At 45.8% G+C, this 13,584-nt stretch carries 12 protein-coding genes; 1 reads left to right on the top strand and 11 read right to left on the bottom strand.

Translation table 11 applies throughout. The features are described from left to right. Positions 1 to 49: 49 nt before the first annotated feature. From QT397_23040 to QT397_23020, 5 genes are all read right to left on the bottom strand, one after another. Entirely contained in the window at positions 50 to 745 is a 696-nt protein-coding gene (locus QT397_23040) for a pirin family protein (GenBank protein ID WNZ55691.1), read from the bottom strand. 109 nt (positions 746 to 854) lie between these two features. Continuing rightward, positions 855 to 1,757 carry a LysR family transcriptional regulator gene (locus tag QT397_23035; protein WNZ55690.1) on the bottom strand — a complete coding sequence of 301 codons (903 nt, stop codon included), beginning with the start codon at positions 1,755 to 1,757 and terminating at the stop codon, positions 855 to 857. Positions 1,758 to 1,858: 101 nt separating this feature from the next. Then, positions 1,859 to 2,830, bottom strand: a complete 972-nt coding sequence (locus tag QT397_23030; protein WNZ55689.1) for a glutathione S-transferase family protein — start codon at positions 2,828 to 2,830, stop codon at positions 1,859 to 1,861. Between the two features lie 39 nt (positions 2,831 to 2,869). Then, positions 2,870 to 3,304 carry a DoxX family protein gene (locus QT397_23025; protein ID WNZ55688.1) on the bottom strand — a complete coding sequence of 145 codons (435 nt, stop codon included), beginning with the start codon at positions 3,302 to 3,304 and terminating at the stop codon, positions 2,870 to 2,872. A 172-nt stretch (positions 3,305 to 3,476) separates the two neighbouring features. Further along, the gene (locus QT397_23020; GenBank protein WNZ55687.1) at positions 3,477 to 4,214 is read right to left on the bottom strand and encodes an OmpW family outer membrane protein; all 738 of its coding nucleotides are present in this window, start codon (positions 4,212 to 4,214) and stop codon (positions 3,477 to 3,479) included. 396 nt (positions 4,215 to 4,610) lie between these two features. On the opposite strand from QT397_23020, the gene QT397_23015 reads away from it, so the two are divergent. Beyond that, positions 4,611 to 5,477: an alpha/beta fold hydrolase gene (locus QT397_23015; protein ID WNZ55686.1), complete on the top strand. Its 867-nt coding sequence runs from the start codon at positions 4,611 to 4,613 to the stop codon at positions 5,475 to 5,477. Positions 5,478 to 5,866: 389 nt separating this feature from the next. Here the strand turns inward: QT397_23015 and QT397_23010 are convergent, their stop codons facing one another. The 6 genes from QT397_23010 to QT397_22985 form a co-directional block, all read right to left on the bottom strand. Continuing rightward, entirely contained in the window at positions 5,867 to 7,129 is a 1,263-nt protein-coding gene (locus tag QT397_23010; protein ID WNZ55685.1) for a hypothetical protein, read from the bottom strand. Between the two features lie 36 nt (positions 7,130 to 7,165). Continuing rightward, a complete protein-coding gene (locus QT397_23005; protein WNZ55684.1) occupies positions 7,166 to 7,705 on the bottom strand; it encodes a hypothetical protein in 540 nt (179 codons plus the stop codon). A gap of 38 nt (positions 7,706 to 7,743) precedes the next feature. Then, complete coding sequence (locus QT397_23000) at positions 7,744 to 8,049, bottom strand: hypothetical protein (protein ID WNZ55683.1); 306 nt, start codon at positions 8,047 to 8,049, stop codon at positions 7,744 to 7,746. Between the two features lie 1,346 nt (positions 8,050 to 9,395). Next, a complete protein-coding gene (locus tag QT397_22995) occupies positions 9,396 to 12,413 on the bottom strand; it encodes a DUF2339 domain-containing protein (GenBank protein ID WNZ55682.1) in 3,018 nt (1,005 codons plus the stop codon). A gap of 107 nt (positions 12,414 to 12,520) precedes the next feature. Then, positions 12,521 to 13,081 carry a DUF4166 domain-containing protein gene (locus QT397_22990; protein ID WNZ55681.1) on the bottom strand — a complete coding sequence of 187 codons (561 nt, stop codon included), beginning with the start codon at positions 13,079 to 13,081 and terminating at the stop codon, positions 12,521 to 12,523. A 26-nt stretch (positions 13,082 to 13,107) separates the two neighbouring features. Further along, the gene (locus QT397_22985) at positions 13,108 to 13,488 is read right to left on the bottom strand and encodes a DUF5329 domain-containing protein (GenBank protein WNZ55680.1); all 381 of its coding nucleotides are present in this window, start codon (positions 13,486 to 13,488) and stop codon (positions 13,108 to 13,110) included. Between the last annotated feature and the right edge of the window lie 96 nt (positions 13,489 to 13,584).

Here is a 13,584-nt window from a genome sequence, read left to right as displayed (position 1 = left end):
TTGTCAGGGGGCTACTCTGTGGGCCAGTAGCCTAGTGAGGTTATGAATATTAGACTATAGGCAAATCAAACCATAATGCCGTTGCTCCATCTGTTGCTGCTTTTAGCCTTATTATTTCTTTAAATATGCCTAGACCATCCCCGGCACTTAACTGGCGATTATTTTTAATAATGATGTCTCCATCTATGATATGTAGGTAGCCAGGGCGCTGCAATGTATCCAATTGTAGAATCTCTCCAGGCTCTATTTGAAGACGATATAGGCTGGTATCCTGATGGATTTTTAACGAATTATCTCGACCACTGGGTGTTACCAATGGAGTCAGCATGCTCGTTTGGTTTATTGTCCTTTGCTCATAGACAGGTTGAATACCCCTCTGATTTGGCTGAATCCAGATTTGAAGAAACTTCAATTTTTTTGTTTTCGAGTGATTGAACTCGGAATGGGTAATTCCGGTTCCGGCGCTCATTATCTGAACTTCGCCAGCGGGAACGACAAAGTGATTGCCTTCACTATCCCGATGTTCGATAGCACCTTCAAGAATATAGGAAATAATTTCCATATCCCGATGTCCATGGGTGTCAAATCCGGCCCCTGCTTTTACTGTATCATCGTTGATAACGCGCAGTGCAGAAAAACCCATGTGTTTTGGGTCGTAATAGTGCCCAAATGAAAAGGTGTGCTTGCTGTCCAGCCAGCCAAATCGGGCTTGACCGCGTTCATGTGACGGTCTGAAGTAATACATAGCCAGCTCCTATTAGTGCAGTAAATAGAATGTTAGGGCTATGATAGTCTTTTGCGGTATAAGGGAATATTGGGTAAAAAGAATCTTACCATTCGTATCAATAGAATACTCAGCCTTCCTCAGAAGTGGGCATATCTAAAGTGAGTAATCGAAGCTCGCCAATAAACTCCCTCGCCACGGGGCCTAATTTATCCTGGTCTTTAAAGTTCAGGTAAAAACTGCTGGAGCGCACTCCGCCATTTTTCAAGGGGAGTCGATTTAGAGTGCCATTCTCGAGTAGCTTTGAGACCATTGGCAGTGGCAGCCAGGCGAACCCCAGCCCCTGTACAATTAAATCCACGGATGCCCGTAAACTGCCCACTTTCCAGCGTTGCTCTGCCCCCAGCCAGCCGGAATCCCTATTGGTCTGTAGTGCGGAGTCCCGCACAATAATCTGGCGATAGGACTTCAAGTCTTCATAGCTCAGCTCGTATCCCAGCTGATGCAGTGGATGGTTCTTATGGGCTACAGCCACAAATTCGATGCGACAAATCTCATCGTTGAGGGCATTCTTCATGCGGAAGGCGGAAAGTCCCAGATCTACCAGCCCCTCCTGGATCAACTCATTAGTGCCGGATAGTACGGTATCAACGATATCAATATTCACTTGTGGATAAATTGCGGAAACTCTCTCCAGAGCCTGAAAAACGACACTTTGGGGAAAGGCGCCATCTACGGCAATGCGCAGCTCGGATTCCACTCCCCGGTTAAGGGAGCCGGCAATATCCTCAATACGTGAGACTTCATCCAGCAGGTATTGGCCCCGGCGTAGCATTAAATTACCGGCTTCAGTAATTACTACTTTTCTACCCGAGACTTCAAACAATTTCACACCGAGAGCAGCTTCCAGATTGCTAACTGCATTGTGAATACTGGACTGGCTTTTGTGAACGTGGGAAGAGGCCTGATTAAAGCCGCCGGCATCTGCGACAGCTTTAAACATTCGCCACTGTTCCAGAGTGGTTTTTTGCATCTGGGTACTCTTTGAAGGCTGCGAAGGGCTGTTCCAAGGTTTAAGGAGCCTGGGGCAGCCCTGAATATCCTGACTGGCCCAGGCTGGATAGGCAAGGGTTTTTAGCTGCGGTTGTGAGAGCTGTTGTAATCGATTTCCGGCCCTACAGGTACAACCTGGGTTGGGTTGATCGATGTATGGCTAAAGTAGTAATGACGTTTAATATGGTGGAAATTTACTGTTTCAGCAACTTTCGGCCACTGGTATAGCTCGCGTACATAGTTACGCAGATTAGGAAAGTCCTCCAGTCTCTGGCGGTTGCACTTGAAGTGTCCATGATAGACAGCATCAAAGCGAATAAGGGTAGTGAACAGTCGCCAATCTGCCTCGGTAATTTCTGTTCCGACCAGATAGCGCTGTTCCCCTAAAATTTTCTCAACCTGGTCTAAAGCAGAGAATAAATTATAGTAAGCATTCTCGTAGGCTTCCTGGGTTGTGGCAAAGCCGCAGCGATAAACTCCGTTGTTTATATTCTCATAGACCAGTTGATTAATGGTATCTATATCCTGCTGCTTCTCTTCGGGGAAAAAGTCCTGTGTATCGCCGGTAATGGTATTAAACGCGCTGTTGAACATGCGGATAATTTCAGAGGACTCATTGCTAACGATACAGTTTTTTTGTTTATCCCAGAGTACTGGTACCGTCACCCGGCCCGAGTAGTCAGACTTGTTACGAGTGTATACTTGGTGCATAAACTGATAGCTAAACAGAGTGTCCCCGCTGCTACCTTCGTCGACGTTAAAGCTCCATCCCTGATCGAGCATATCGGGGCTTACTACCGAAACATCGATATGCTCTTCCAGTTTCTTCAGCTTGCGGAAAATAAGGGTGCGATGGGCCCAAGGGCAGGCCAGTGAAACATATAGGTGATAGCGGCCAGACTCCGCCTTAAAGCCGCTGTCACCACTGGGACCTGCACTGCCATCAGCAGTCACCCAATTGCGCAGTTGCGCCGCTTCGCGCTTAAAGCTCCCACCGGAATTCTCGGTGTCGTACCACTGGTCGTGCCACTGGCCATTGACTAACAGTCCCATTTTTTACTCCACAATCGGTATTTTCTGGTCCAGAGGAATTTATTGCTTGGTGCTTTTGCGGTGATCCAAGCTGAAACGCCCGGCGCCATGGGCTGCCACTACCAAAAAGCCGCCGGCAATCGCCAGGTTTTTGAAGAACATCAAAAACTGCATCTGATCGCCCAGATTGTTATGGAACAAGGCAGCAGTAACTAAGCTAAAGCCAGCAAACGCCAAGGCGGTCAGGCGAACCTGGAAGCCGGCGACTAGTGCGAGCGCACCACCTATTTCAAATAGAATAACAAGCGGCAGCAGAAATTCTGGCAGACCGCCATAGGCTAGGTACTGAGCACTGCCCTCATAATTTTGGATCTTGTTCATTCCCGCCAACAGGAAGATCGCCGCCAAGCTGATACGGCCAGCCAAGTCAGCACTTGCGGAAAACAGGGAGCTGCCGTCGATATTGGCGCTTGTGGATAAAGTGGATGTGCTCATGGTATCGCTCCTAAAACTGTGAATTTTGCGCTACTCAGTAGTCGCTGCTGTGAGTAAGAGGCAGTTTACAGAGGATCGATAGAATGAAAATTGGTTAAATTCGACCAAACCATTCTAAAAAATAGAATGATTGTTGAGCCTATCTTATCATTAGGTGCAATAGGGCCTTAGTTCAGAAATGGTAACCGATGCCCACCGAGTAAACCCAAGGGTCGATATCCACATCGACATTGATGCGGTCGTAGTCGTTATCTTCTGTGCGGAAGCGAATTTTGGCCTTGGTATCGATGCTCAAGTACCAGATGGCCGCATTAAACAGCCAGTTGCTCTCTCGTCCAAAGGCAATATCTATGCCCACTTCCCCTGCCAGGCCCCAGGAATTGCTCAGGTTCAGGGATGCTCTTGAGTCTGCACCCAGGGCTGTATCGAAGTAGTTTTGTGCCGTGCGGCTGATATCTTCATCGAAGAAATGGGTGTAGTTAATTCCCACACCAATATAAGGCTGTACCCAGGACTCGGTGCATACCGGATACCACTGTAAGCTGAGGGTTGGTGGAAGGTGCTTGATGTCACCCAAGGATACCCGCCCCAGTGGATCACCGGTATCCGGGTCCGGTAAACCGCGAACATCAAGATCGTGCCGGAAAGGTACAGCTGCCAGTAATTCCAGTCCCCAATGGTCTGCAAATAACCAGGTACCAGTGATGCTAGCGGAGTATCCTGTATCCACGTAGACCCGGGTGTAGTCCAAGGGGGTGCCATTTAGGCGGAGTCTGCCAGAGTCGTCGTTTGGATCGACCGCAGCAGCGCCAACGCGAACGATAAAATCTCCCTTTTTATAGTCCGCCACGGAATGGCCGGTGAGCAATAGTGCCATGCAAAAAACTATTGTCAGATTGATTCCTTTCATGCCCAACTTTCCAGAAGTACGACTGAAAATATGTAGGAGGGTTGATAGCTACAGGAATACTGTAATCTATCGCTAGATTATTAGTGTAGATGTCTTCGAGGTCTGGGTTTATAGATAGCAAGAGCTGAGGCGCAGTAATTTATTGGTATAACTTTGTAAGCTTCTGCTGGGAATAAATTCCTATTTTCTGAGAAAGATTGCCCAGAAAAGGGTTTGGTTTCCTATTGCGAGGATAATTGTAGAATCGGTTAATTTATTGAGTGAAATTGCCCTGTATTATTTTGTGTTTTTACGTTGATATGTATTTAGCGATTCCTGATCAGTGTATTTTGCTTGATGTGCAGTAAAACTCACTATCAATGATCATATAAGACACCAGGCTAGAGATTTAATAACATGCTTAAGATAATACAGGGAGCAATGCAGCTCACAGGGCGACTATCCCCAAAGTTATCGGCAAATATTGCAATGTATCTGTCTTCACGACCCAGACGCTATGCTGACTCCGAGCGTGAGAGATCGCAGCTGGCCCAAGCCAAGAAGATTACCTACCGGGGTGCTTTAGGTACAGAAAACACCGCCTGGTCCTGGGGTGAGGGCCCTGTGGTGATTCTATGCCACGGCTGGGAGGCCAAAGCTGCAAAAATGGCAACCCTAGCAATGGCAATTGCCGATCAGGGTTTCCAAGCGGTAGCCATCGATGCTACCGCTCATGGCCACTCTGAGGGCAAGGTTTGTAATTTCGATATTATGGCGAAAGATATCTGCTCTCTAGCCAGACAGTTTTCGGAAATATTTGCCATCGTCGGTCACTCGATGGGCGGAATGATGACAATGCGTGCTCGAGAGTTTGGGCTTAAAGCCCAGTGCTACGCAATACTTGGCTCACCGAGTGCTCCCCTGCCCATTATAGAAATTATGAAAAATATGCTGAATGTGAGCCCTGGAACAGCAGAGCTATGCCAAGACAAGATAGCCAATCAAATAGGGTACTCTTGGCAGGAGTTGTTGCAGTGCAAAATGTATACACCGGAAGAGACCCCGCTTCTGATGATTTACGATACCGAAGACGATGAAGTGCCAATTTTTCATGGAGAGAGGATTCATAAAACCTGGTCCGCAGCGGAGATGATTAAAATCAACGATGTTGGTCATCGGAAAATGGTTTGGGATACTGAAGTGATAGAATTTGTGGTGGAGTTTCTGTTATCAAATGCTAGTAATGAAAAAATAGACGGCATTGATATAAATAAAATTGCTTGATTGCTGTAATAAGCTCTCAATCTTTATTTGTCTGGTAAATATATTAAATGTTAACTTTTTAATCTTTGTGATTTTAGGGGATACATTAGTAAATTAATTCGGGGAGGCTTTCGATTTTTAGATGTCTGTAAATATATAAGGGTTTCTAGCTTTAAATGTATATTTTGTGATTAAATTTGGAGGTGACCTTTAGGGGTGGCCTGCTAATTTTTAGATGGGTACATAATGCTTAATTGCGACTTTGTAAAAGCACTAGGTGTTTCTACTAAGTCGCACATTAATTAAAAACTGTTGAGAAGGTCAGTGGTTATAAAATTATTTTGGAGTATCCTGTAGTCATTAATTTATAACCCCCTTTTGATTTTATAAATCTAATATTCTTATCTTACTCAAGCGGATAGCTGCTCTATAAGATCTTCATCGCTTTCATACCAATATTCGTTACCTCGTCCAAAAGTACTGCTAGCGGTTGCTTGTACCGCTCGGACTTGGCTTGCCCACTTAGTTGCCTGAGTTTTACCAACCACAAAAGCGACACCAGTAGCGAATATGGCAGTCCCAACTCCGGCTGCAGTAGGGTTGCTCATGGCAGCTTCAAACACGTTCGATAACATGCTACCTTGTTTTTGAATACTAATGACACCTGTCTCTTTTAAGGCAACTGCTGTTCCGCCGGTAGTGAACGCTGCCGCGCCGATTCTTTTAATCTCACCCCAGGAGTTTTCTCTTCCTGCGGCGGTTTTAAGATTGCGGGGGTTAGTATTGCTATCTACATAGGTGAGGCCAACGACATTGCAGAGCTTTTCCAACTTGTCGGGACTTGCTCCTACTGGATTAGAGAAGAAAACTTTTTGTCCGGACATTTTATTGCGCAAATTGCGAACTATTTCCTCATCTTTTGCTTCAAAACGGCTCAAAGAAGGGGTGTTCTGCAAAATTTCCAGCGCGCGTTGGAAAGTCTTGGCACCCTCACCGTGTACCAACCAGTTGACGGATTCTTTGGCGCTTGCTGCCTGCTGAATCAAGGAGGTCAGGCCATCTACAGATGGAAGTGCACTATGTTCTTTATTGTTAATCCAATAAAGTGAGTAGAAGTTGTCCATCTGGGGAATGTCTCTGGGCAGTATTTCAGTCCCTCCATAGGATTTCTCAATATGCCTAACTAACAGTTTTCCAGCAGAGTCCTTTGAGCGAAACTTACCGCTTACTGCTGCATAATGAGCACCATTCCATTTATGCTTCAGATTCATTTGCTTGCCGGGAGAGTCACCTGTTCCCCAAGTGCTTCCATCATATTGAACTTTGTAAACTCCTGTTCCTTGACTTCCGGAATCTGTTTGCAGTGAGTTGTCGAAATGGAGTTTATGGATCAACACATCGCCATTGTCGATATAGTACTCAATGGCCATACCATTGCGTACCAGATAGCGAATAGTCCCGGCGCCATTGGCACTCTGACTGCTGCCAGTATCGGCATTCAGGCTTATGAGTGCGCGCAGTAAAGTGGCAGAGTAGTAATTAGTCTGTGCCTCTTGCTTCACTTTTTCATACATAGGGTAGTGAGTATTGTTAACATAGACATCGCGGCCCTGTTTTGTACCCATTGGGGCCATTTCAATAATCTTGGTCCAACCGGCTCTAAATGCTGGCATATTATTTCCTTATAATAAATACAGGTAAAAAATCTATTAAGGTGTAAAGCTAGGCGGCGGCGAGCCCTTTTCAACCACTTCAAGTAAGTCTTCCCCAATTCCGCAATTACCTTCACGCACTTTATGGTAAATCCAGGGTTCTGGGGTACGGGTTTCGCTAAAGTGTGAATTTGGAAATCGTTGGATAACTTTCTCTTTTCGCTGTTGCATGGCTGGGCTCAACTCTAATTGAAGAGTTGAGTAAGTTTCAGACATTAATTTATCCATGGCGGTAATACTATAAATGGCAGGTGCGTAGCCCATAGCATTAAAATAAACATTAATATAGTATTGGTCATCCAACGGGGCATAGAGCTGAGAGTGATAAACGGCTTCACTAAATGGATTTTTCCGTAATTCCTGTTCGCTACATTTTGGGTGCGCCTCACAGTACAGCCAGTCTGTACCGTTAATATCCTTTTTCTGCCATTTCACTGGGGCTGCTCTAGGATTCATATCCAGTTTGGGAGGGCCGTAGCGAAAATACAAATCTCTTAAAATGATTTGCTCTAAATGACTTGGATTAAAGCAGCTCATACTCTCCGGTAAATCATCTACACGGAAGACCCTAACTATCAGTGAAAGGAATCCATATTCCATGGAAATCCAGGGGGGCCATAAAAGCCCCAATGACGTTTTAAAATGGACTGCCCAGGCATTCTCCCCTCTTGGTACCATTTTCCACGACTTAGATCGTCATAGGCCTCCCGGTTATAGATATCAAGACGGGGACCATAATATTCCTCGTCAATATCGGGCACGCTGTTGGGCGGTATTGAGATGCTAAAGCGGCTACCGGACAAGTTGGCAGTCAGTGTTTCAAGTTTGTCCCGATTTGGTACAAATGGCTTTTTTCTGGAGGCAAAGAGGCGTTCAAACATAGACTTGGTGGTTCCTATCCACAACGCTAGCGCTTACAGGATTTTGGATGCCGCATTATAGTGCTGGCCACATAATGAAATGCAAACTATTTCACGTTTTTATTGTGAGGGGCGTCTTATTTGAGGTACGCTCGTGCAGTAAGCGGGTATGTTATCAGCCAAGTATTATTGTTGGGGAATCTTTTCTATGGAGTTAAGTAGATGGGAGCCATTTATACTTGTTTAAAATCATTATTGACTGATTGTTTCTATAGTGTAACAAATGTGTTAGAAGAGTTAACAAGCCAAATATTAGACCCTTTTGGTCACTAATAAAATAGGTATCTATAATTGATAGAAAAACAACATAAATTAGCATACCTAATTTTTGAGTTAATTTTGACAAGATGTTTTTTTCAACTTTGATATGAAAGGTTTGCTAGCCAGTAGACATCCTGCATGATAAAAAATAAACACTGAATAAGAATTACAAGAAACTGGTTTCGAAGTTGATGTTGGCGTTCATAATATATAAGTTGGGATGTCATCTTTGTTATACCGTTGGTAGATACATAAAATATAGTTATATAGCTAATGTTTAAGTAATATTTTCTAGGTTTTCTCTCTCTGGCTTTGAGGTGAAAAATTGGCTTATTATAGTTTTACAAATTTCTACTGCATTGATCTCATCAGCTTATTGATAGATTGATACATTAATTTTTTAAAATCCAGTAATAATGGCCTTAACGACGGATTACTCACTGCCAGTGGCTTGCCAATCCGAGGGGCGAAGGCCACCGGTTCGGTAGAAGCGGCGGATACTTTTGATATAGGTGAGGAAGTCTTCGTTCTTTTCCGTCAGGCGGTTGGAGATATCCCAATCGATGGCTGCGCGTTCGCGGGTGGGGATCGGGGCTTGGATTTCCGTCGAGTTTTTTGTATCCAGGAGAATTAAGCCAAGAGCGTCGACTGTGTGGAACAGGCGCAGTTCTTTTAGGGGGACGCCGCCTTCAATTTTGTCGACGACCAGATAGCCCAGGTTAGCCCTGGGGGAGTTGGGCTGGGCCGGGAAGAAACATTTGCGGCTGTTGGAGCCGCTGAGCAGGAGTTTGGCCTAAAAAGATCAGAACCTTGCCACTTTGAAACTAATCTTCTTCTGTAACAAGACTATTATTAGGGAGTATCTGAGAAATGCTTTTCACATTACGGGGACATTCATCTATTTTGGAAATTCCTAGTGCTAACCGGTTAGCCACTGGGCCTCTACGAATGTCTTTGTGTAAATGGCCCCCGCTTATAAATGGACAGACAAATAATCGGGAGTCTGTCGATACCAAACTCCCGATGTGGCTTTGATGAACTAGCTGCTATTCGAGCAACTTGTGTCTAGATAAAAACCTCTGATATTGATATGCCGCCCCCAGCATACATAATCCCACTAACATACAAACGACTATCTTCTGTATTAGTGAGAAGTCCTGCATATCCCAGAGCACAATCTTCAGTGCAGCTATGCCGTAGATAATTAGTGACAACTTAAGTAACTTCTGAGTTTCGGGCTTTAATGTCTGGAATAATAGTAGGGTTGCATGGACAACGAGAGCGAAAGAAACTGCCGGTAGCCACATGGCATCAAATAGCTGTGCTAATAGAGCTACGTAAACAATAATCGCGGTAACATGCACCAGCCACATATTTGCCATTCGATGACCAGACCAAACGGCTCTCGTAGGCAGGGTTTTGTGGTAAGCCAGCAGGACAGCGATGCCAAGAGAGACCAGGTTATAGGCTCCAATCCACTCTGCATTGTGCGATTTCACAATGACAGCTCCGACTTGAATCAGTGTTATTAATTCAAAAATACCCAGTGTCAGTATGTAGAAGGGCGTAAGCTGGTTGCGTACTGGTCCCAGCTTGGGTTGGCTGAAAAAGAGGCTTCCAAAATAGAGCTGGGTGAGTAGTAATGACAGGACAAAGTCATGAGTTAAAGTGTAACTGACAGCTATCAGTACTGCCGCAAAATAGTAGAAGGCCATCGGGAATACAGGCTTCAGCGCCCAGTGAATAGCATGCTGCCACTCCCTACCTGCGGGGTATCGCTTTAAGCCCTGGCCAAGCCATATGAGCCCTATGAAGCTGGCGACTCCCAGTAATAACCCCTCCATCGCCTTGCCCTGCCAGCCGACAAACTCTTGTAGGAGACAACCGCCGATAGTGATAAGGCTTGCAGCAGAAATCAAAATGCGAACTTCTTGTTTTAGATGTTCCATCCGCAGCCATGTGTAGAGGAATAAGGCAATACCACACGAGAACCATATAGCAACAGTGAAGTAGTCACTGGCTTTATACAGTATGGTGGGTAAGGCAATAATGGGTAGTAAAGCGTAAAAGAGTTTACGCAGTGCCAATGCCAGCTTCTGCCCTGGTGATTGTATTTTCAGCTGGTGATAAAGCTCCGCAAGCAACCAAAGTCCCAGGAAAGCTTCAATACTGGCGATTTTTCCGTAGGGGATTTGATCGTAGAAATGAAGGTTGCCTACAACCGATGCACTGGCTAACAGTGGGACAAACAACAGAAGGTAATGCCAGAGACCGAGCCACTCGCTAAATGCTGAATTCATGCGCTGGCTACGCCAGATCAGGAAAGTCATTGGCAGTGGTGCCAGCAACCACATCCCTTGCGGCCAGATAATACCCACCGATAGCAGGAAGCTCGCAGATAAAAGCAGTCCGAAGGCATTCTCTGCGATATAAGTGAAACGTTGTTCTGCGGGAGTGATTTTACCGACATTACGGCGTAATAACTGGGTGAGAGCAAAGGCCCCAGCAGTGAGGGTTAGCCAGTTAGTCCAGCCTGCACTCACCTCTAAGGATAATAGTAGTGGAGCAGGAACCAAGCTCTCAGCCACCCATACGAGAGCTTGCAAGAATAAGGTTGCGCCGGCGAGGGCTAGAGCGATATAGCCCTCACTTCGCACGCTGACAAAACCAAAATGTATTCCAAGGTAAATCAGCAGGAGGCCTTCCAGGCACCACACAATGCCCAAAAAGTCAGGGCTGCAAAGTGCCAGAATTGCCAGGCCTGTTAACAAGCCCCCATGGAGTAAAGCTATTGCGAGGATACTACGGGCCGAGGAACTATTAACACTGTATCCGAACAGGTGGCGTGAGTAGATGGCGAGCGCGGCCCAGGGTATTAGATTGAGTAACCAAACCACACCTAGTGCATTAGCAGTGGGTGCTAGAGACCAGCTAATATGAATAAATAGCACCAGGTTTGCTACCAGCAAACCGAGGCGCCTCCTATCGATTTCCTTGCCACTAAGCCCACCCAGTATGTAATGGGCAAACCCGTAGAAGAAACCATGCAGTATCAGTAACAGACCCCAGTTTGAGCTAGACTCGCCCAAGTTTGCGACTGAAAACTCGAACATCCCTGCGCTGAGCACCATGGTGACCACTGCCAGCTGAGGCCATTGAATCAACTTGGACAAACGCAGCATTGCGAGCGCGAGCACCAACAAGTAGCTGAGATAAATAACTGCGGATGGATCAAAATGATTGGCCACCAAGGGCATCGTGGCTCCACCCAGCAGAGTCACCATGGAAACAACCCGGGTCTCGAATAGTAGGGCGAGTAAATAAGCAACTCCGGTAGTTACTACAAGCAGCCCCACAGCGATAGGAATCGGAACCAGCTGATAGTAAGGCCCAGTAAAGTAACCACATAAGTAAAGCAGTATGACCCCGAGAGCGATCAGTCCTGAGCCGTAATCCGCCATGTTGGGCATGCGCCGCCTGAACATTACTCCACCAGTAGTAGTCGCCGCTGCTACCAGGAAGCCTAAAGTCACTTTACCTACAGGCCCCAAATAGGCATTGAAAGAAAACTGCAACAGGTAAGCAAAGCCAAACACCAGCGCCAGGATGCCGGCAGCGGTCATAAAGAAGACAGGAGCCTTCCCTTGGCTTTGGTAGTGCCGGTAGAAACTCATTAGGGAGCCCCATACTCGGCTCATGGGTTCGAGAGCAGGTTCCAATAGGCTCGGTAGCTCCTCAGATAGCCATTTAGCCTGTCTACCAGGCTTCTCGGTTCTGTTAGGAGCATTGGTAATAGTACTTGCTGGCTGGGTTGGGGTTTCAGGAAGAGAGGGATTAGGTTGCTTTGTCGACGGGGATCTGGAGGGATGAGTACCCATTAATTGGGATAGCTCATCTTCAGGCTCATCCACTGCCGGGAGCTGACTTGCTAACTGATCCCTAGTATCTTGCTGTATCTGCGCTTCTAGAGCCGATAACCGCTGTTCGAATATCTCAATGCGACGGCGATTGTCTCGCTCCAGCAGGGCTAGTTCCGCGCGAAGTGATTGCAGTTCACTTTCCATATATCTTTCACTATTGTTTTTAGTGAGATTATCTCTCGTTACGCTCGGCTACAAGTATATGTAATCAAGGTTTTTGAAAGACCTTTTGCCAGAGGTTAATCGCACAGCTATCTAGTTTCAGGGAGTTGTTCACGCAATATGCCCGAATAGCCAAATGAGAACCCTATAATGGGTAACGAAATCGATACCTCAAAGTGATATTGATTGTTAATGATTGATTTGCCTGCGACGATCCTGGGCCTTAAGACTGAGGGAATTGGGATATGAAGAATAGAAACTGACTGTGGGGCCCAAAACCAGTTTCCTTCCTCTATGGAAACGCCAAGTCGGATATTAATTATCCCTGTTTTTTCAATCCAATAACCAGCTTTTTCTCTTGTCCCTATAGGTACAAATTCTGAGGTCATCGAATGGCTATTTGAGAAAGTACGAGACCAGATTAATTTATGCTGTGTGTGCTGAATATTTACTGAAAAAGGAGATTCCCTTGTATTTTGTGGGACACCCAGCTTTCCAGCAATTCGTTTGCCTATAATTCCAGCTAATCCAGAGCCGAACTGAACTTTAACTTCCCCGGAGAGCTTTGCCCCTTTTGTATGTAGGCGTTGTAGTAGCGGGTTTAGCTTGTTGAAGTCGGGGCCAAACCAGTTGGTGACGGCATTTACCATACTATTTTGATTGCATTGCAAATTTCTCAATTAGTATTGGGTCTTAGTTGTGTCGTTTCACGGTAGCGTGCTAATTCGTTCAGAAGCCACCTCTGGGATTCTTCTTTAGGCTTATCGGCACACTGAATATGGTAGAGCTTGCCACTAAAGGTGCTTTTGGTTGCACTTAGCCTAATAAAATCCTCCGCGCTATCAATTTTGTTGGAGAAATACTTATATTTCTTCTCCATATGCTCCACTGCTTCCTGGCTGGTGTGCTCACTATCGTTGCGGATAAAGGTACACTCTGAAGCAGAGACAAACTCCATTAAGTGGTTTATTTCGTTGATAGGGGTATCTGCCTGAGCCAGGATGGAGGATATACTTAGCGAGATAATAGTAAGTAAAGTTGAGAGACTTTTAACCACTTTTCCACTCCTTGGCTATGGAGTATCAGGGGAGTTTATCTGCGGGCCAAGAACTGGCATAGGGTCAAGAGGGGCTCTATACCAGAACTATATATC

The organism is Microbulbifer sp. MKSA007 (assembly GCA_032615215.1).
Taxonomy (GTDB): Bacteria; Pseudomonadota; Gammaproteobacteria; order Pseudomonadales; family Cellvibrionaceae; genus Microbulbifer.
Note: the sequence above shows the minus strand (reverse complement) of the source record. Positions and strands in the feature narration are given on the sequence as shown.